The organism is Roseibium limicola (assembly GCF_017313085.1).
GTDB classification, from domain to species: domain Bacteria; phylum Pseudomonadota; class Alphaproteobacteria; order Rhizobiales; family Stappiaceae; genus Roseibium; species Roseibium limicola.
The window spans coordinates 181,133-200,501 of the sequence record NZ_JAFLNF010000008.1 but is presented as its reverse complement, the minus strand read 5'-3'; the positions used below and the strand labels follow the sequence as shown (position 1 = coordinate 200,501).

Below are 19,369 nucleotides of genomic sequence, written 5' to 3'. Positions count from 1 at the left end.
CTTATTCCGCAACGCAGGCGTTGAAGCTGTCCTTCAGCGCCTCAAAGTCGAGATCGCGACCGATGAAGACCAGACGGCTCTCGCGTGGCTCATCGGCTTTCCAGTCACGCTGGTGATTGCCTTCGACGATCATGTGAACGCCCTGCACAACGTAGCGCTGCGGGTCGCCCTTGAACGCCAGAATGCCCTTCAGACGCAGAATGTTCGGCCCCTGGATCTGGGTCACCTGATTGATCCACGGGAAGAACATGTTCGGATCGAGATCGCCCTGGCGCAGGGAAATGCTCTTCACGCTGTGCGGGGTGTCGTGGGCGTGGTGATCATGATCGCAGTCCGGACCACATTCATGGTCATGCGCGTGATCGTGGCCATGGGCGTGATGATGATGCCCGTGGTCGTGATCATGGTCGCAGTCCGGGCCGCATTCATCTTCGTGATGGCCATGCTCAAGGAAGTGCGGGTCGAGCGACAGAATGCGGTCCAGATCGAAAGCGCCGCGGTCGAGCACGGCCTTCAGGTCGATGGCGCAACGCTCGGTCTTGTGACGCACCGCGTAAGGATTGATTGCCCGGATGCGCGCTTCGACGGTTGCCAGCTCTTCTTCGGTGACCAGGTCGGTCTTGTTGAGCAGGATTACATCGGCAAAGGCGATCTGGTCTTCGGCTTCTTCCGTGTCTTCCAGGCGCTGCAACACATGGCGTGCATCGACGACGGCAATCACCGCATCGAGCTTCGCCTTGGCGCGTACGTCATCGTCCATGAAGAAAGTCTGTGCCACGGGGGCCGGATCGGCGACGCCGGTGGTTTCAACGATGATTGCGTCGAAAGAGCCGCGGCGTTTCATCAGATTCTGAACCGTGCGGATCAGGTCACCGCGAACGGTGCAGCAGATGCAGCCGTTGTTCATTTCGAAAATTTCTTCATCGGACTCGACCAGAAGATCGTTGTCGATGCCGACCTCGCCAAACTCATTGACGATCACGGCATAGCGCTGACCGTGGTTTTCGGTGAGGATCCGGTTGAGAAGCGTTGTCTTGCCGGAACCGAGATAGCCGGTCAGCACGGTGACCGGGATCTGTTCGACGGCGGCGTCTTGTGTCTGAGACATGATGTGTCCCTCGGGCTGTGCGTGGAAAGGGCGGAAACCAGACGGTCCGCCCACTGAGTCCCGGCGAATATAAGCAGTCTTTGTTCGAAACGGGAGGGGGCAGACGTGCAACAGGGCGTGGATTGTTCACACGCCCTGTCGAAATTCATCAAAATCTGTCTGTCGGTCAGGCGGCTCGGAAAGGCACCAGGCGTTTTGTGCTTTCGTCCCAAAGCGCCAGATTGGCGCACTTCAGGCTTTCCCAGATCGTCAGACGATTGATATGCGCCAGCTCCGGCCGCGCCGCCATGCATTCCTGCAGGCGATAGTTCGGGATCTGGCTGCACAGGTGGTGAATGTGGTGCAGGCCGATGTTGCCGGTGAACCAGTGCAGCACCTTCGGCAGCGCATAATAGGACGAGCCCAGGATGGCCGCTGTCTTGCGGTCCCACTCGGTACCGGCTGACCAATGGGTCTCCTCGAACTGATGCTGGATGTAGAACAGCCACACGCCGGCTGCACAGGCAATCAACACCATCGGTGCAAAGAGCATCAGGAAGTCGGTCCAGCCGAGCAGATAGACCAGAATGCCGTAGACCAGAACGATCGCCAGATTGAGCGCCAGAACACTGAGGGTCATTTGACGATTCGGGCGCTGCACTGAAAACGGTACCCGCTGGATCACCAGAAAATGCAGCACCCCGCCAACCAGCGTCAGGAAGAACGGGTTGCGGTAAACGCGATAGCCGACGCGCTTCAAGAAGGGGAGTGCGGAATATTCCGCCACCGTCAGCGTCGTTATGTCGCCGATGCCGCGGCGGTCGAGATTGGCCGAAGACGCATGATGCAGCGCATGGGCCCGGCGCCAGTAGGCATAGGGCGTCAGCGTCAGGATGCTTACGATTCGGCCGGTCATGTCGTTGGCAATCTGCGACGGGAAGAACGACCCGTGCCCGCAGTCATGCTGAATGATGAAGAAGCGCACCAGCAAGCCACCGGCGGGTATCGCCAGCCCGAGTGTCAGCCAGTAGCTGATGTCCAGGCTGAAATACATGGCCGCAAACAGCGCCAGAAACGGCAGAACCGTCGTGACGATCTGGCTGCACGCGCGCCACGTAACAGGAGTGCGGTAGCGCTCACAGTGAGCTGCGAGCTCTTGAATCTGGTGTTTCAGCAAGTTCGTTTGTCCCGATTTTATGTCGTTTGTGTTGTTCGGGAGAAAACCCCAAGCCGGAAGGTCGTGACAGACCAGAGGCCTCAGGTCAACGCACGTTCGAATACGGACCCAAATAGTTTGTCACTGCGAAAGGCCGTTTTACCCGGCTTTCTCTGGTGTAAAGACCGACTTGCTCTATGCTTTGCAGCGACATTAAGAAGCGATTCCGGATCAGAAAGACGTTACGTGAGCTTATTTTTCGAAGAACTTGACTACCGCCCGACGCCCATTGGCGCCCTTAGTTTGCGCCGTCGGCGGGATCCGGTCTCCAATGAAGACTACTATGAAATTATTCTTGGTGATGCCTATCTGATGTCCAGCCGCTTCACCGTGGCAGAAGAGGAATTGTCGACGCTCGGGCTTGCCGCCGTCTCTGGTGAAGGCCTCGATGTTGTCGTCGGCGGCCTTGGCCTTGGCTACACTGCACGCTCCGCCCTGAAGGATGAGCGCATCGCCTCGCTGATGGTGCTTGATGCGCTTGAGCCGGTGATCGACTGGCACAAGGAAGGGCTGCTTCCCGTTGGTCGCGACCTCACCGCCGACGGCCGCTGCCGGTTTCAGCTGGGCGATTTCTTCACTTTGGCTGCCTCGGACGAAGGCCTCGATCCACAGGCGCCGGGCCGCAAGTTCCACGCCATTCTCGTCGACATCGACCATTCGCCCAGCAACGTGCTCGATCCGAAGAACGCCGCCTTCTACCAACCCGATGGCCTGATGAAGCTGGCGAGCCACCTGCAGCCCAAAGGCGTTTTCGCCCTCTGGTCCAATGATCCGCCCGCTGATGATTTCGAAGCCGCAATGGCGCAGGTCTTTCCGCACACGGAAAGCCACATCATTCCGTTCAGCAGCCCGTTGAACGATGTGGAAGAGACCAACACGATCTATGTCGGACGGCTTTGACCGGTCAGTTCTGGAACAACTGTTTTGGCGCGGCGCGCTTTCCACGGCATGCTGATTTCCGCTAAAGCTACTGGCAAAACAGACAAGACGAGGATCGGGGGACCCATGCTGACGACCATTTCCGGATTTGACCGCATCGGCGAGGAAAACGCCTTTGCCGTTCTGGCGCGCGCCACTGCCCTGGCAGGCGAAGGCCGCGATATCATCAACCTTGGCATCGGCCAGCCGGATTTCCGTACGCCGGAACATATCGTCGAAGCGGCGATCAAGGCGCTGAGGGATGGCCACCACGGTTACACCCCGGCGACCGGCATTTTGCCGCTGCGCGAGGCCGTCAGCGCCGATCTGGAGAAACGCACGGGTTTTGCGCCCAACCCGGACAATGTGCTGATCGTGCCCGGCGGCAAGGTCACCATGTTCATGGCAATCATGATGTTCGGAGAGCCGGGCGCGGAAATCCTCTACCCGGATCCGGGTTTCCCGATTTATCGCTCGATGATCGAATTCACCGGCGCCACGCCGATCCCGGTGCCGATCCGCGAAGAGAACGAGTTTGCCTTCTCTGCCGAAGAGACCTTGTCGTTAATCAACGACAAGACCCGTCTGGTCATCGTCAACTCGCCGGCCAATCCGTGCGGTGGTGTTACCCCGCGGGCAGAAATCGAAAAGCTGGTCGCTGGCCTGGAAAAGCATCCCAACGTCGCCATCATGTCCGACGAGATCTACGCCCAGATGACCTATGATGGCATGGAGCATGTGTCGCTGCTGGGTTTTGAGAGCATTCGCGACCGGTTGATCCTGCTTGACGGCTGGTCCAAGACCTATGCCATGACCGGTTGGCGCATGGGCTATTCCGTCTGGCCAGACGGTCTGATGGACAAGGCGCGCAAGCTGGCGGTCAACGCCTGGTCCTGCGTCAACGCCCCAGCCCAGTTCGCAGGCCTTGCCGCCCTCACCGGTCCGCAGGACGCGGTGCACGAGATGGTCGCAGAATTCGACAAGCGCCGGAAGGTTGTCGTCGACGGTCTCAATGCGTTGCCGAACGTCACCTGCCGCACGCCGCTCGGCGCATTCTACGCCTTCCCCAACATCAAGGCGACCGGCTGGAAAGCCAAGAAGCTGGCGTCTGCGCTTCTCGAAGATGCGGGCGTTGCCGTCATCGGCGGTCCGGATTTCGGCATCCTTGGTGAAGGCTACATCCGGCTGTCCTACGCCAATTCGACCGAAAACATCCAACGCGCCCTGACGCGCATGGACGACTTCCTCGGCGAAAACAGCCAACCTTGAGGTTTTGAAATCTCCGCTGTCCCGGCCTTGCGCCGGGACAGCCGTTTGAGGTGAGGGTGGTGGCTTGCTAGCAAGGCCGTGGCTCCCCGATCCCGCATCTGCGCTTCACTGCGTGCGGGATGACAAAGGAGAGGTTGACCACTGACGTTACGGGGTGGCGCCCGTGAACAGGGCGGGCCCGAAAGCCTGAATCTATTTGCTTCTTGGCACTTCCTTACCCGCGTCATCCCGGCCAAGCGCAGCGCAGAGCCGGGACCGGTGAGCCGAAAGCTTGGCGTTTTCCAGAACTCCAGACCGCATCGGCGACGCCTTCTCCGCTGTCCCGGCTTTGCGCCGGGACCTGCACGCCGCAGACGCCGTGCCTCATATGAGGTCCCGGATCTTTGTCCGGGACAGCAACGGGGGGTGAGGGCTTGTCCGCGAGGCCGTGGCTCACCGATCCCGCATCTGCGCTTCGCTGCGTGCGGGATGACGAAGGAGAGGGTGTGCTTGCAGGTTCAGGTGCCGGATTTGGTTGCCGCATAGGCGCGGGTTGCGTCACCGAAGGCCTTGAACAGCTGTTGCGAGGGTTCGTCGCTGGAAGCCCAGTATTCCGGGTGCCACTGGGTGGCCATGACGTAGCCTGGGGCGTGTGCTGCGGTGACGGCTTCCACTGTGCCGTCTTCGGCACGGGCCTCGACCTTCAGGCCCTTGCCCAGAGTGCCGACAGCCTGGCGGTGGAGGGAGTTCACCGCGACCGGCTTGCCACCGAAGATGCCGGCGATGCAGCTGCCTTCCTCGACCTGGATGGGGTGAGCAATGCGGAAGCGTTCGTCGGGAACATCCGATGTCGGGGCCCGGTGGTCGTGACGTCCGTCGATGTCCTGGATCTCGGTGTGAAGTGTGCCGCCCATTGCTACATTGAGCTCCTGCATGCCGCGGCAGATGGCGAAGACCGGAACGCCCTTTTCAATCGCCTTGCGCAGCAGTGGCAGGGTGGTGGCGTCCCGGCCCGGATCATAGGGTCCATTGGCCTCGGTCGGCTCCTCGCCATAGAGATCCGGTGAGACATTGGAGCGTGATCCGGTTGCGAGCACGCCATCGACTCGCTCCAGCAAACCGTCAATATCGATTTCATCCCCAAAGGATGGCAGCACCAATGGTGTCACATCTGCCGTATTTATAAGCGCTTTCAGATAGGTGTCCGGAGCGGCATGCCAAGAATAGCCTTCGAAGAATTTGACATCAGCGGAGACAAGAACGAGAGGTTTGGGCATTTTGGGAAGGGTCCATGGGATGAAGTACGGGAGAGATTACAATGTCGATTGTTGCATTGTAGTCGGTCATTTGGCGCATGATAATCGATATTCTTCCGTGATCATAAGCAAATGCCCTCAGGGAAAAACAACTTTCCATAATAGTCGTGGATGGCTGGTCATGGAATATCGTTTCAGGAACTTGGCGGTTTGTGGAAAGTTGATGCTGTTCTGATCCTTGAATGCCCCGAGGTAAAGTAGTGCTTATGTAGTATTAATGAAATTACTGCGTCATTGTGCGGTGCAATAAAAATAGAACAATATAGTAAGGGTTCCATTCTATTTTAGTTCAGGTATATCCGTGCACAAATTTTAGCTTGCTGCATTTTTTCTTCAAAAAATTGTTGCACTTACTTCGTGGATGTGGCCAATTTCCCTCGTGGCGCAAGCCGCCGGTTTCATGAAAGCATTCATCCGCCTGGAGGTCTGCTTTCACAGTATGGAATTGCCACGATCTGGGAGGAGCACATGGATCGTCGTTCGTTTATTAAAAAAGCTGGCCTGGGTGCAGGCGGGGCCGCTGTAGCGTCAACGCTCGCAGCGCCAGCTATCGCACAGTCCACGACTGATATGGTTATCGTGTCGACCTGGTCGCGTGACTTCCCGGGCTTGGGAACGTCTGCACAGCGTCTGTCTGCACGTATTGGTGAACTTTCCGAGGGCCGCATCGCGGTTCAGTACTTCGCAGCTGGCGAGCGCGTAGGTGCGTTCGATTCCTTCGACGAAGTGGCGTCCGGTAATGCGCAGGCCTACATCGGCGCTGACTATTACTGGAAGGGCAAACACCCTGCCTGGGCTTATTTCACAGCTGTTCCGTTCGGCCTCACCTATGCCGAAATCGACGCCTGGATCAAATTCGGCGGCGGTCAGGAGCTCTGGGATGAGCTGGCTGGCGAATTCGGCCTGAAAAACCTGGCTGCCGGCAACACCGGCGTTCAGATGGGCGGCTGGTTCAACAAGGAAATCGAAACTGCTGACGACCTCAAGGGTCTGAAGATGCGTATTCCGGGTCTCGGCGGCGACGTCATGGCCAAGCTGGGCGCATCTCCGGTTTCCCTGCCGGGTGGCCAGATTTACGAAAACCTTGTTTCCGGCGCCGTTGATGCGACCGAGTGGGTTGGTCCGTGGAACGACTACTTCATGAAGTTCTACGAAGCTGCCAAATACTACTACTATCCGGGCATGCATGAGCCGGGCTCCCAGCTCGCCTTGGGCATGAACGCATCCTGGTGGGGAACTCTCTCCAAGACAGATCAGCAGATCATCACGGCTGCCTGTATGGAAGAAAACGCGGTCTCCATGGCCGAAACCAACCAGAATAACGGTATCTACCTGAACAAGCTGATCGATGAGCACGGCGTTGAGCTGCGCAAGTTCTCCGAAGAAGTCTATGACGCCTTCGGTGAAGCTTCGGAAGAAGTGTTTGACGAAACCATTCAGCATTCCGATCTGACGGCACGTGTGCATGAGAGCTTCGTTCAGGCTCGTAGCGACCTGGGTCGCTGGATGCTGCTGGCTGATACCGGTTACACCGAGCAGCGTAACCGCGTTCTGGGTATCACGATCTAACAGTCCTCCTGGACTGAAAGGGGGCGGGCTTCAACCCGCCCCCTAACTCGTCTCTTTTCGGAATATAGAGGGCACACCTGCTATGACGGCCTTGGACCCGGTTCAAGACGATGTGTCTGCCACCCCGCAAATGCCCCAAGCAACAGGCAAGTCTCCGGTGCCGGTCCGTATCTTCGGATGGGCCGTGCTGTGCGTGCTGGCAGCGTTTCTGCTGAACAACTACCTCAATTATTGGCAAGATTTGCCAGGTGTCGCGCCGATCTTTGGCGGCGCTGCCAATGGATCCCTTGGCCTGGCCTGGTCCTGGGCGCAGCTTGGCCTTTACGGTCTGGCCTGCCTGATCGCCGTTGCACATGTCTTGCGAACACGCACGGTCAGCTTGCGTCAGGATGCCCTGTGCATTTCCGCCATCAACGCCTACATCATTCGCGCGGCCTTCTGGGCAGTTCTGATTGTCGGTCTTGTCGATACCGCGATTTCCTTCCTGCGCGTTGAAGGCTTTCTGGACGTTCTCGTCGGCTCCGACCTGGCCGCCGACCTCGGCCGGTCTCACTTCCGCGGCGGCTATGTGCATATGCCATTGATCGCGATTTCTCTGGTGATTGCCGCCTTCACCCGGACCCTGGGGTTTCCTTGGCTGGCTCTGCTGGTGGTTGCAGCGGAGCTGCTGATCGTCGTTGGCCGGTTCATCTTTTCCTATGAGCAGGCTTTCATGGCCGACCTGGTGCGCTTCTGGTATGCGGCGCTGTTCCTCTTTGCCAGTGCCTATACATTGATCGAGGAGGGGCATGTGCGGGTTGACGTGTTCTATGCAGGCTTCCCCACCCGGCTCAAGGGGCTGGTCAACGCCATCGGCTCGCTGTTTCTGGGCATGAGCCTGTGCTGGGTCATCCTGATCATCGGGATGGGCGGCAAGCAGAACATCATCAACAGCCCGATGCTGGCCTATGAAACCACGCAGGCCGGATTTGGGCTTTATGTGAAATATCTCATGGCCGGCTTCCTTGCGGTCTTTGCCGTGTCCATGTTGATCCAGTTCGTCAGCTACCTGATGGAAGCGATTGCCGATATGCGGGATGAACCCGGTGGGCGTGATCACGACTCCACTGCAGCTCACTAGGCGAAAGCGACGAGAGATACCTTCTGATGGAACTATTCTTCCTCCTCCTTCTTATCGTCCTCATGGCAACGGCCCTGGGTTCCGGTTTTCCGGTGGCCTTCTCGTTGCCTGGCGCCGCCATCATCACCATCGGCATTGCATCGCTGGCCGGTGTCCTGTTTTCGACAGGCACCGACGCGTTCTTTACCCATGGCGGGCCCGGCCAGTGGCTGAGTGCCGGCGTGACGAACTTCCGTGGCATTTACTGGGAGGCTGAGCGCGACACGCTCATTGCCATTCCGTTGTTCGTGTTCATGGGCATCATGCTGCAGCGGTCCAAGATCGCGGAAGACCTGCTGGTCACCATGGCGCGGTTGTTCGGGCCGGTTCCCGGTGGTCTCGGCATTTCCGTGGTCTTCGTTGGCGCGCTTCTGGCGGCAACCACTGGCATCGTCGGGGCGACTGTTGTGGCGATGGGGCTGATTTCCCTGCCGGCAATGTTGCGCAACAATTATTCGGTGCCACTGGCAACGGGAACGATTGCAGCGTCGGGTACACTGGGCCAGATCATTCCGCCGTCCATCGTTCTGATCATTCTGGCCGATCAGTTGGCCAGTGCGGTCGATCAGGCCGGCAGCATTCGTCAGACGCTCTACAAGCAGGCGACCGGCGAGTTTTCCATGCCGTCGGACTTCAGCGTGGTCTCCACCAGCGCAGGTGAAATGTTCCTTGGAGCGTTCCTGCCGGGTCTGCTGCTGGTTGGCCTTTACATGCTGTTCATCCTCGGCTTTGCGCTGATCAATCCGAAGTCCGCACCGGCTGTTCACTCCGATGAGGCTCTGGACCGTCGTTTTGCGGCCAAGGTGTTCATCACGCTTGTGCCGCCACTGGCGCTGATCTTCCTTGTTCTGGGCTCGATCATCGCCGGTGTTGCCACCGTCAACCAGGCTGGTGCGATTGGCGCGATCGGTGCCATGGTGATGGCCGGTTACCGACTGCGTGAAGGCAAGCGGGGCGCTTACAGTCCTGCGATCATTGCGATCCTGGCGCTTGTCGCGATTGCCATGGTGGTCAGCTTCTTCGGCGCGGTGAACATCAAGCGTATCGAAACCAGCCAGGACATTCTCGGTCTGGTGATTGCGGTGATTGCCGTGTCGTTGCTGCTGATCGCCCTGTTCTGGAGCGGATGGCGGACCCTGAAGCTGGAAGACACCCTGCGCGGCGTGATGGTGGAGACGGCGAAAACCAGTTCGCTGGTGTTCATCATTCTGCTCGGTGCTGCGATGTTGACCTCGTCCTTCCGTGCCTTTGGCGGGGAAGAGCTGGTCAAGGACTTCCTGCTCAGCCTGCCGGGTGGCTTCTGGGCGCAGTTCCTGATCGTCATGCTGGTGATCTTCGTCCTCGGGTTCTTCCTCGACTTCATCGAGATTGCCGTGGTCGTGGTACCGATTGTCGCTCCGATCCTTCTGGCGGATCCTCAGGCCAACGTGACTGCGGTCTGGTTGGGCGTGATGATCGGTCTGAACATTCAGACGTCGTTCCTGACACCGCCCTTCGGCTTTGCCCTGTTTTATCTGCGCGGCGTTGCTCCTGCGGTGGTGAAGACCATCGACATGTACAAGGGCGTGGTGGCCTTCATCGGTCTGCAGATCCTGGCGCTGTTCATCGTCGGCTTCTATCCGCAGCTGGTGAATTATCTGCCGAACCGGTCTTCTCTGCTGTCGGACACTGCGCCGCCGCCGATGAACCCGCGTTTGCAGTACTGCATGGAAACGCTGACCTATGATGCGTATCTGGAGAAGGGCGACAGCATTCTGGCGGCCATCCAGACCATGGAAGGTCAGGACCTGAGCTATCTGCCGAAGGGCATGCAGAAAGACCTGAAGGAAGGTCTGAAAGCAGCGCGCGAAGCGATGCCGAAAATGACCGAAATCGCCGAGGCGGAAGCCGCTGTCGGGGAAGCCGCGGTGTCCTATCGTCCTGTTCATCGCAACGTCCGTGCCCTGGAGCGTGATGCTCATCGCCTGGAAGAGCGGATCGAGGAACAGAAGGTCATCGTGTCCCGCGCTGGCGAGACGGGCATCTACACCGCAGAGCAAGGCGAGCGGGCGCAAGCACGTATCGAGAAGCTGACGGCGCAGGTCGAAGATCTGATGAGCCAGGTTCCGGGCGACTGGACGGACGTCAACAAGACGTTCAACGCGATCCAGAAGACCGAGAACACGGCACGGATGCAGTATCGCCGTATGGTGGACAATGCCTTCAAGCCAGTGATGGAACTGCAGGCCGTTCTGGCCGGTGCACCGCTGCTGGCTGAAAAGCGTCCGCAGCTGGTGGATCTGATCGCGGCCTTGCCCGACCTGGAGCCGGCTGTGGCGGTGGATGCCATCGAAGTGGTGCGCTCCTCCATCGGTGAAATTGAGGAGAGCAGTGATATTCGCAAGGGCTTGAGCAATGCGCGCAAGATCATGCGGGGCAAGTCTCCGAATGCAGCCGAGGCCATCGTGGAAGTTCAGGCGTCTATCGACGAACTCGATGCGGATCTCATCTGGCGTCAGAAGGGGGCAGCCGAGCTTCTGCCTGAGCTGAGACTGTATCAGGCCGCTGTTGGCGACACGATCGGCCTGCGTCAGTTGCCGCACCTGCCGCGCGGTGTTTCCCTGGATGTGGCGGCTTGCCTGTCCGGACATCGGGACGTCTCGCTGAACTTCTAAGCGCGACGCTGACATCAAGATCCTGAAGGGCGGAAGGAGCTTCTCTTTCCGCCCTTCTTTTATGTGTTCGTGTGTTTGGCGTGCGGCACTGACCTGTGAGGCGGGTAAAGAGTGACAGAAAGTCGCTGCTGAATCGCGGTGTTGGGCGGTCGCTTCACTTTAATTTAGAATGATTATGATCTAAAAGCTGAGCATCAGCGTAAGGATTTGACGACGCGGCGCTGCCCCCCGGTCCTCCGGGGTGGTCCGGCCGCCGCGCGCTCCGCGCCAGACACCGAACGGAAAACCTATGACCGCGCCAGATTCGAGTTCAACCCAGTCCGACATGCAGCAAGTGAAATTGCCTGAGGCCCACCCGCCGGTAAAGGCGGGCAAGATCGGGGTTCTGCTTGTGAACCTCGGAACGCCGGATGACACCGGCTATTGGTCGATGCGGCGCTATCTGCGCGAGTTTCTCTCTGACAAGCGGGTGATCGAATGGCCGAAAATTCTCTGGTATCCGATATTGCACGGCATTGTCTTGATGACGCGGCCAAAGAAGTCCGGCGCAGCCTATGATGAGATCTGGAACAAGGAACGCGACGAAAGCCCGTTGCGCACCATCACGCGCAGCCAGTCCGACAAACTAGCCGCGCTGATTGGTGACGCCGGCGGCCGGGTGAAGGTCGATTGGGCAATGCGTTATGGCAAGCCGTCGATTCGCTCGAAGCTGCAGAAGCTGAAAGACGACGGTTGCGACCGGATCCTGATTTATCCGCTGTACCCGCAGTATTCCGCCTCGACCACGGCGACGGTCAACGACGAAGTCTGCAAGGCGTTGCTTGAAATGCGCTGGCAGCCAGCGATCCGCACCGTACCGCCTTACCATGACGACGAGGTCTATGTGTCGGCACTGGCGACATCCCTGAGGGAGCATCTGGCGAAGGAAAGCTTCGAGCCGGATATGGTTCTGACCTCCTATCACGGTATTCCGCAGTCTTATTTCCGCAAGGGCGACCCCTATCATTGCCACTGCCAGAAGACGACACGGCTGATGCGTGAGCACCTGGGGTGGGACAAAGACAAGCTGCAGATCACCTTCCAGTCGCGTTTCGGGCCAGAGGAATGGCTGCAGCCTTACACGGACAAGACGGTCGAGAAGCTGGCCAAGGACGGGGTGAAGAAAGTTGCCGTGATGAACCCGGGGTTCGTTGCCGACTGTCTGGAAACTCTGGAAGAAATTGCCGGTGAAGCAGGCGAGATCTTCGAAGAAAATGGCGGCGAGCATTTCACCCATGTTCCATGCCTGAACGACAGTGATCTCGGTATGAAAGTCATCGAGCACATAGTACGCCAAGAATTGTCCGGCTGGTTGTGAGTCTGGTCTGACTTGTTGCGAGCTATCTGAAGGGGCGATCCGATCGCCCCTTTTTTGTTTTCACAGCTTGAACCCTGCAGACCTCGCTGCCCCGGCCTCGCGCCGGAATATCAGTGCTCCGTGATGAGCTTAACTTGGATGCCGGAGCTTTCCGGCAGTTGTCGGGACGGCAACGGGGGGCATCAACATAGTGAGAGATATGCCGTTTGCTGCATTTTATTGTCCGCGTGCGGCTGTGAGCTGGTATTTGGTGCGTGGGATTTGCATACTCGAAACTTGTTTCGCCACATGGGAGACGCGTCGTGGACGTTGATTTGAATTTGTTCGGTTTTGACATCGTCTTGATCGTTTTTCTGGCCCTCGTGGTTCTGGTGTTTTTCTCCGGGGTCAAGACAGTGCCCCAAGGTCATAACTACACGATCGAGCGGTTCGGGCGGTATCGCGCGACGCTGACACCGGGCCTGAACTTCATCGTACCGTTCATCGACCGGATCGGGCAAAAGCTCAACATGATGGAGCAGGTGCTCGACGTGCCGTCGCAAGAGGTCATCACCCGCGACAACGCGTCGGTAACAGCGGATGGGGTGACCTTCTATCAGGTTCTGGATGCGGCCCGGGCGGCCTATGAAGTGCTGGGTCTGCAGAACGCGATCCTCAACCTGACGATGACCAACATTCGGTCTGTCATGGGGTCGATGGATCTCGATCAACTGCTCTCCAACCGCGATGAGATCAATGCCCAACTGCTCCGAGTGGTGGATGCTGCGGTAGAGCCCTGGGGGATCAAGATCACCCGCATCGAAATCAAAGACATCAATCCGCCGCGCGATCTGGTGGAAGCCATGGGCCGACAGATGAAGGCCGAACGTGAAAAGCGTGCGGCTATTCTGGAAGCAGAAGGCCGCAGGCAGTCCGAAATTCTCAAGGCGGAAGGGCAGAAGCAGTCGCTCATTCTGGAGGCCGAAGGTCGGCGCGAATCCGCTTTCCGGGATTCCGAGGCGCGCGAACGAGAGGCCGAAGCGGAAGCCAAGGCGACGCAGCTGGTGAGTGAGGCAATTGCCGCCGGAGACGTTCAGGCAATCAACTATTTTGTTGCCAACAAATACATTGAGGCCTTCGGCAAGATGGCGACCTCACGTAATCAGAAAACCCTGATAATGCCGATCGAGGCAACGTCCATGCTGGGCGCTCTGACCGGGATCGGCGAAATTGCCAAGGAAGCCTTCGGCTCAGGATCAACCGCTTCCGCCCGCAGCAGTAGCGTGCCTGAAACCGGGCAGGGCCGGGAGACCGACTGATGGACAGTGTCATTCTGGACCAGATCCGCGCCCTTGGCCCCTGGGCCTGGTGGGTCCTGGGGCTGCTGCTTCTGGGGCTGGAAATCGTCGCCCCTGGCACGCTGTTTCTGTGGTTCGGCATTGCGGCCATACTTGTGGGCGCAGTTGCACTGGTCATCGACATGAGCTGGCAGGTCGCGCTCATTCTCTATGTGGTTCTTGCCTTTGCCAGCTTCTTTTTGGGGCGCGGGCTGATCTCGCGTCTGAAGTCCGAGGAAGGCGACCCGCAACTCAACAAACGCGGCAGCCGCTATATCGGTCGCGTCTTCACGCTGGCCTCGCCGCTTCATCAGGGCAGCGGCAATCTCTCCATTGATGACACGGTCTGGCGGGTATCAGGGCCGGATTTACCGGCCGGAGTGAATGTTCGGGTGGAACGCATCGAAGGCGCTCACCTGGTGGTGGCCCCTGTCGAGGATGAAACTGCGTCGACCAATTGAAAGGCTACGTCTCGCTGTCCCGGCCTTGCGCCGGGACCTGGCTCCCTGCAGGCTCATTGGGTCAATGAGGTCCCGGATCGGTGTCCGGGACAGCGCAAGGTGATCGATGTGCGGTCGCGAGCTTCGGTGGGGATACACGCGAAACTGTGGCTCACCGGTTCCGCATCTCCGCTGGCGCTGCGTGCGGGATGACTTAGGCGAGGGTGTGCGAAAGCGACCGATGTCGCGCAATGGCAGCTGATGCTTCCCTCGACACTCACCATCGTCCTCCCGGCCAAGCACAGCGCAGAGCCGGGATCGGTGAGCCGAGGGCGTTGCAACTCAAAGAAAAACTTCCCTCCACCACTGTGTCCTGGCCTTGAGCCGGGACCTGGCTCACTGCAGGCGCATTGGCGCCATGAGGTCCCGGATCGGTATCCGGGACAGCAGAAGGGGAAGCGCGGAGCGTGTGGAAGGAAATACCGCTTGCCTTCTGCTTACGGCTTGTGGCCGGGAGGGATGGGCGGGGATTCAGCTTTCAGCAGAATGCCGATACGGCGGTTGGCTGCGAGATAAGGATCGTTGGGGAACATGGGTTCCGTGTCGGCCTTGCCAATGACAGCAAAAAACTGATCATCCGGAACACCATATTCGTTCAGCACCTGGCGGGCGACATTGGCGCGCTCAGATGACAGGTCCCACCCGGTGTAGGACGGGTCGATGGTCTGTCCGCCAGCGGTGGTGTGACCGGTGATCTCGATCCGGTTCGGCATTTGCGACAGCACAGGTGCCATCTTGGCCAGCAATCGGCGGGTGGTTTCATAGGGGAATTTGGAGCCTTCGCGGAACATCGACCGGCCATCCTGATCGACGAGCAGGATATTCAGACCTTCTTCGGTTTCTTCCAGAATGATGTTGGACGAAATCTCGGTGATTTCCGGCATTTCCTGCCAGGCCTGTCGCAAGGACGCAGCTGCGGTAGCGAACTGGCGCGGTTTTTCGATATCGGCCTTCATGGTGTCGTAGGTGTTGGCTTCCGGTCCCTGCTTGCTGCGCTGGTCGTGGCGCTCATTGGAGAAATCGGAATCCTTTTCCTGCGGAACCTGGGAGATTTCCTTCATGTAGTCGCGGATCGGAATGCCCTCGACCTCGATGATTCCGGTGCGCTTGGAGCTGTCCTTCACACCAAAGGCTTCTCGCATTGAGCCGGCAACAACCTGAAGCTTTTCCTTGTCCTGAATGGAAAAGGAGATGATCAGAACGAAGAAACAGACGAGCAGTGACATCAGATCGGCGAAGGTCACCAGCCAGTCGGGAGCGCCGCCGCCGCCTTGCTCTTTTTTCCTTGCCATGATGTGTCCTTAAAATTAGGCCGCGTCGACCAGATCGGCCCGCAGTTTTTCAGGCAGATAAGCGATCAACATTTCCTTGATCAGCGCCGGGCTCTTCGATTCGCGGATCTGCAACACGCCATCGATGATCAAAGTGGTGTTGAGATCATCGACATCGAACTTGGCGTCGAGCTTTTCAGTCAGCGGAATACAGATGATGTTGGAGATCAGAGCGCCGTAGAGCGTCGTCAGCAGCGCGACCGCCATGGAGGGGCCAATCGCTGCCGGATCATCCATGTTGGCGAGCATCTGCACCAGACCCACGAGCGTCCCGATCATGCCGAAGGCGGGGGCTGAATCGCCCAGAGCCTTGAAGACGCGCTTGCCTTCCGCGAGCCGGGAAAGGTTCAGGTCGCGTTCGCGTTCCATCGATTCGCGGATGAAATCGAGCTCATATCCATCGGCGATATATTGCACGCCCTTGGCCAGGATCGGGTCGGAAACGTCAACGTTTTCAAGGCCGAGAGGGCCGGACTTGCGGACGACTTCGCCGAGGTTGGTGATTTCGGCAATCAGATCGCGCGGCTTGGCGCCGGAACCCGCAAGCGCGACCTTGAACCCGGTGCCGAAGGCCTTGCCGACATCTGAAAGCTGGAAGCGGATCATGGTGGCCATAAGGCCACCACCGATCACGATCAACATGGAAGGAACGTCAATGAACTGGCTGAAACTTCCGCCAAGAAAGATAGCCACCACCACGATACCAAAGGCACCGATCATTCCGATGAGCGTCGCGAGATCCATACAGGCACACCATAAAGACAAGGATGGGCGATTTCGCCGGTGTGCATCTTAGGAACATCAAGGCTAATCAAATCCTAACCGATCCCCGCAAAGTGCGGAAACTCATGAAGGATTGATCTTTCGCGTGTCTTCAGGCGGCGCCAATGCGCAGCAAGTCGTGCAAATGGATGAGGCCGATCGGCTTGGTGTCGTCGACCACGAAGACGGAGGTGATGCCCTTGCTGTTCAACAGCTCCATGATCGTGCCGGTCAGGGCCGTCTGGGGGATCGTCTTCGGGGCCGGGGTCATCACATCCTCAACCATCAACTCCAGCAGGTTGGAGGAGATGTGACGACGAAGATCGCCATCGGTGATGACGCCGATGAGGGCACCATCTTCATTGAGAACGCCGACAGTGCCGAAGCCTTTCTGGGTCATCAGCAGCAGGGCATCGGACATGGTGCCATCGCGGGCGATCAGCGGAATGGCTGTTCCGGTGTGCATGATGTCGCGGGCGGTCTTCAGGCTGGCGCCGAGGCGGCCGCCGGGGTGGAAAATGCGGAAATCCTGGGCAGTGAAGCCACGAGAATCCAGCAGGGCGATGGCGAGCGCATCGCCAATGGCCATTTGCAGCAGGGTCGAGGTGGTCGGAGCCAGCCCATGCGGACAGGCTTCAGTGACCTTGGGCATTTGCAGGATGATGTCGGAAGCCTTGCCCAGTGTGCTGTTCTTCGACGATGTGATGGCGACCAGCGGCACCTTGAAGCGCCTTGTATAGCTGACGAGGCTCGCCAGCTCCTGGGTTTCTCCGGACCATGACAGCGCAATCACCACATCGTCCTGAGTGATCATCCCCATATCGCCATGGCTGGCTTCAGCCGCATGGACGAAAAACGCCGGTGTTCCGGTGGAGGCCAGGGTGGCGGCGAGCTTGGTGCCGATATGGCCGCTCTTGCCGATGCCGGTCAGGATCACGCGGCCGGGGCTACGGGAAATCAGATCAACGGTTTCGACGAAGGGTTTTGAAAGGCCGTTGTGAAGAGCTGCCCGAAGGGCGCTCATTCCGGCAATTTCAGCTTCCAGAGTCCGCTCCGCCGACGTCAGATAGGCGGTGTGCGACTCAAGTGCCTCAGTGTGCAGCTTGGCGAGTTGTTCCGACATTTTTATTCCTTGTGTGCCCGCGCCCGAAGCCATTCAGACTTGTCTACGCCAACTGACCAAGGGGTGCAAGCAGCGGTCGGAAACCGCAAACTGTCAATGAACAATTAACCATGTTTCTGCACTTTGGCGGGTGAATGTTCAGGATCCATTTTAGCTGATGCGCACCGCTGCCGTACTTTTGTTGCCTGTTGTCCTTGTGGCTGTTCCTGTGGCTTTGGCCCAGGAGGGGGCTGTGCTGTTGCGCGGTAGTTTGCCGGAGGACGTGCAGGCGAAGCAGGCAGCGCAAGATCCGGCCGAAGCTGAAAGCTTTGTTGTGGTGAGTGATCCGTCGCTTGTTGGCGCCGTGTTGCCTCCGCAATCCAGCGAGGGGCAGTCGCCGGATGAGATGATGACCGGTTCGATATCGGTCCCGGATGAGGGCGTTTTTGCGTTGCGCGCCTTCGAAGACCCGGCACCGGGTGTTGCGACCCTGAACCAAGGCGCCAGTACCGGGCTGTCTGGTGGCGCCAAGCTGGTGCCTGTTGCGCGGTTCTCGGAACGCGTCAACAGTGTCGGGCGTCAACAGCGGGCAGAAGGCAATGGCGTCGCCGGAAGAGCGGCACCGGCATCGGCTCAGGGCGCTGCAGGTGGCTCTTCCGGGGGCGTTGGTACGACAGCAGAGGCTTTCGACGGCGAAACCCGGTTCGACGCGCCTGTCGGCCTTCGGGTCGGGACGTTCACGATTTTCTCCGAAGCGTCCTTGCGCGGCGGATACAGCGATAATCTCAGCCAGACCCGAGGTGGTGAGGCTGGCAGCTATGTGGTGGTGGAACCATCTGTCACGGCGCGCTCCAATTGGGCACGACATGAGTTGAGTCTTAATCTGAATGGCAGCCTGACGACCTATTCCACCGGGTTGGATCCGGAAAAGAGTATTCTGGCCGGAACAGCCTTGCGGCTCGACATCGACCCGAGCCTGACCGGAACCGGCAACCTGTCTTATGCCTACAGCCAGGAGAGCAACTCGACGGCAGAAAGCGCTGGCGGTGTTGAAGACGTGCATGAGATCTCCGGTGAGCTGGGCCTGGCGCGTGAGCTGCCGCTGGCGACTGTCAGAGGGCGTGTCGGTGCCGTGCGCAGTCAGTATGCAGGGGCAAGCGGCAGTTCGTCGGAGCGCAACAACACGCTCTACTCGACCGGGCTGCGTCTGGATGCCAACACCGGTGCGATCCTGAGGCCTTTCACCAGCGCGGACCTGCTGTTGCGGCGCTTTGACGCGAGCTGCAACTCGGATTGCGAGAAGCGCAACAGCTGGGGGTACGAGATGCGGTTGGGTACGCGGGTCGACTATGGCGCGAAGCTGGCAGGCGACATCTCTGCCGGGTGGCGTGCGGAGCATCTGGATGACGAAACGCTTGGCGATCTGAGCGGTCTTGTGGCCGGGGCCAATCTGGTCTGGTCACCGACCCGGCGCACGACGGTCACGGCCGGGGTGAACACGACATTCGCCACCACCACGATTGCCGGATCCTCGGGCTCGGCTATCTATGCTGGTGACATGCGATTGGCCCATGACTTCAGTGATCGCCTGGCGGGCGAGCTGGGGGCAGGGGTCAGCCTGCGTCACTATGAAGGTGTCGGCATCGATGAAGTCACGGCGACAGGCCTTGCCGGGTTGACCTTCGCTGTCACCCGCAATGCGGCGCTGCAGGCCAAATACACCTATCGGGCTTTCACCTCTTCGCAGGGCGGAAGCGACTATGACGAAAACAGTATCGAAGCGGGTGTCCGGATCCGCCACTAAGGCCTTGATCACGGTTTCGCCGCATCGCAT

At 58.9% G+C, this 19,369-nt stretch carries 15 protein-coding genes; 9 read left to right on the top strand and 6 right to left on the bottom strand.

Translation table 11 applies throughout. The annotated features are described in order from the left end of the window. Position 1: 1 nt before the first annotated feature. Entirely contained in the window at positions 2-1,108 is a 1,107-nt protein-coding gene (locus J0X15_RS17375) for a CobW family GTP-binding protein (RefSeq protein WP_206943478.1), read from the bottom strand. A gap of 166 nt (positions 1,109-1,274) precedes the next feature. Further along, positions 1,275-2,264 carry a fatty acid desaturase gene (locus tag J0X15_RS17370; RefSeq protein ID WP_206943476.1) on the bottom strand — a complete coding sequence of 330 codons (990 nt, stop codon included), beginning with the start codon at positions 2,262-2,264 and terminating at the stop codon, positions 1,275-1,277. Between the two features lie 225 nt (positions 2,265-2,489). On the opposite strand from J0X15_RS17370, the gene J0X15_RS17365 reads away from it, so the two are divergent. Further along, positions 2,490-3,203, top strand: a complete 714-nt coding sequence (locus tag J0X15_RS17365; RefSeq protein ID WP_206943474.1) for a spermidine synthase — start codon at positions 2,490-2,492, stop codon at positions 3,201-3,203. Positions 3,204-3,308: 105 nt separating this feature from the next. Further along, entirely contained in the window at positions 3,309-4,490 is a 1,182-nt protein-coding gene (locus tag J0X15_RS17360; RefSeq protein WP_206943473.1) for a pyridoxal phosphate-dependent aminotransferase, read from the top strand. A 497-nt stretch (positions 4,491-4,987) separates the two neighbouring features. Here the strand turns inward: J0X15_RS17360 and J0X15_RS17355 are convergent, their stop codons facing one another. Beyond that, positions 4,988-5,746, bottom strand: coding sequence for a gamma-glutamyl-gamma-aminobutyrate hydrolase family protein (locus J0X15_RS17355; RefSeq protein WP_206943471.1), 759 nt, complete (start codon positions 5,744-5,746; stop codon positions 4,988-4,990). A gap of 507 nt (positions 5,747-6,253) precedes the next feature. On the opposite strand from J0X15_RS17355, the gene J0X15_RS17350 reads away from it, so the two are divergent. The 6 genes from J0X15_RS17350 (at position 6,254) to J0X15_RS17325 (ending at position 14,301) form a co-directional block, all read left to right on the top strand. After that, the gene (locus J0X15_RS17350) at positions 6,254-7,354 is read left to right on the top strand and encodes a TRAP transporter substrate-binding protein (protein WP_206943469.1); all 1,101 of its coding nucleotides are present in this window, start codon (positions 6,254-6,256) and stop codon (positions 7,352-7,354) included. An 82-nt stretch (positions 7,355-7,436) separates the two neighbouring features. Further along, positions 7,437-8,474 (top strand): TRAP transporter small permease subunit, encoded by a 1,038-nt coding sequence (locus tag J0X15_RS17345; protein WP_206943467.1) that lies wholly within the window; start codon positions 7,437-7,439, stop codon positions 8,472-8,474. Positions 8,475-8,500: 26 nt separating this feature from the next. After that, the gene (locus J0X15_RS17340) at positions 8,501-11,167 is read left to right on the top strand and encodes a TRAP transporter large permease (RefSeq protein ID WP_206943465.1); all 2,667 of its coding nucleotides are present in this window, start codon (positions 8,501-8,503) and stop codon (positions 11,165-11,167) included. A 289-nt stretch (positions 11,168-11,456) separates the two neighbouring features. Then, the gene (hemH, locus tag J0X15_RS17335; protein ID WP_206943463.1) at positions 11,457-12,524 is read left to right on the top strand and encodes a ferrochelatase; all 1,068 of its coding nucleotides are present in this window, start codon (positions 11,457-11,459) and stop codon (positions 12,522-12,524) included. Between the two features lie 314 nt (positions 12,525-12,838). After that, positions 12,839-13,822, top strand: a complete 984-nt coding sequence (locus J0X15_RS17330; protein WP_206943657.1) for an SPFH domain-containing protein — start codon at positions 12,839-12,841, stop codon at positions 13,820-13,822. After that, entirely contained in the window at positions 13,822-14,301 is a 480-nt protein-coding gene (locus J0X15_RS17325; RefSeq protein WP_206943462.1) for an NfeD family protein, read from the top strand. Before J0X15_RS17330 ends, J0X15_RS17325 begins: the two co-directional genes overlap by 1 nt. A gap of 476 nt (positions 14,302-14,777) precedes the next feature. Here the strand turns inward: J0X15_RS17325 and J0X15_RS17320 are convergent, their stop codons facing one another. The 3 genes from J0X15_RS17320 to J0X15_RS17310 form a co-directional block, all read right to left on the bottom strand. Continuing rightward, complete coding sequence (locus J0X15_RS17320) at positions 14,778-15,632, bottom strand: OmpA/MotB family protein (RefSeq protein ID WP_206943459.1); 855 nt, start codon at positions 15,630-15,632, stop codon at positions 14,778-14,780. Between the two features lie 15 nt (positions 15,633-15,647). Then, positions 15,648-16,415 (bottom strand): motility protein A, encoded by a 768-nt coding sequence (locus tag J0X15_RS17315; protein WP_206943457.1) that lies wholly within the window; start codon positions 16,413-16,415, stop codon positions 15,648-15,650. 130 nt (positions 16,416-16,545) lie between these two features. Further along, entirely contained in the window at positions 16,546-17,556 is a 1,011-nt protein-coding gene (locus tag J0X15_RS17310) for a KpsF/GutQ family sugar-phosphate isomerase (protein WP_206943455.1), read from the bottom strand. A 157-nt stretch (positions 17,557-17,713) separates the two neighbouring features. Between J0X15_RS17310 and J0X15_RS17305 the strand changes: the two genes are divergently transcribed. Continuing rightward, positions 17,714-19,339 (top strand): outer membrane beta-barrel protein, encoded by a 1,626-nt coding sequence (locus J0X15_RS17305; protein ID WP_206943453.1) that lies wholly within the window; start codon positions 17,714-17,716, stop codon positions 19,337-19,339. Positions 19,340-19,369: the final 30 nt, after the last annotated feature.

Excerpts from the sequence above, each read along its gene's own strand:
- J0X15_RS17345 (WP_206943467.1), top strand. The coding sequence starts at position 7,437 with ATGACGGCCTTGGACCCGGTTCAAGACGATGTGTCTGCCACCCCGCAA.
- J0X15_RS17305 (WP_206943453.1), top strand. The coding sequence starts at position 17,714 with ATGCGCACCGCTGCCGTACTTTTGTTGCCTGTTGTCCTTGTGGCTGTT.
- J0X15_RS17320 (WP_206943459.1), bottom strand. The coding sequence starts at position 15,632 with ATGGCAAGGAAAAAAGAGCAAGGCGGCGGCGGCGCTCCCGACTGGCTG.
- J0X15_RS17325 (WP_206943462.1), top strand. The coding sequence starts at position 13,822 with ATGGACAGTGTCATTCTGGACCAGATCCGCGCCCTTGGCCCCTGGGCC.
- J0X15_RS17375 (WP_206943478.1), bottom strand. The coding sequence starts at position 1,108 with ATGTCTCAGACACAAGACGCCGCCGTCGAACAGATCCCGGTCACCGTG.
- hemH (WP_206943463.1), top strand. The coding sequence starts at position 11,457 with ATGACCGCGCCAGATTCGAGTTCAACCCAGTCCGACATGCAGCAAGTG.
- J0X15_RS17355 (WP_206943471.1), bottom strand. The coding sequence starts at position 5,746 with ATGCCCAAACCTCTCGTTCTTGTCTCCGCTGATGTCAAATTCTTCGAA.
- J0X15_RS17350 (WP_206943469.1), top strand. The coding sequence starts at position 6,254 with ATGGATCGTCGTTCGTTTATTAAAAAAGCTGGCCTGGGTGCAGGCGGG.
- J0X15_RS17340 (WP_206943465.1), top strand. The coding sequence starts at position 8,501 with ATGGAACTATTCTTCCTCCTCCTTCTTATCGTCCTCATGGCAACGGCC.
- J0X15_RS17315 (WP_206943457.1), bottom strand. The coding sequence starts at position 16,415 with ATGGATCTCGCGACGCTCATCGGAATGATCGGTGCCTTTGGTATCGTG.
- J0X15_RS17310 (WP_206943455.1), bottom strand. The coding sequence starts at position 17,556 with ATGTCGGAACAACTCGCCAAGCTGCACACTGAGGCACTTGAGTCGCAC.
- J0X15_RS17360 (WP_206943473.1), top strand. The coding sequence starts at position 3,309 with ATGCTGACGACCATTTCCGGATTTGACCGCATCGGCGAGGAAAACGCC.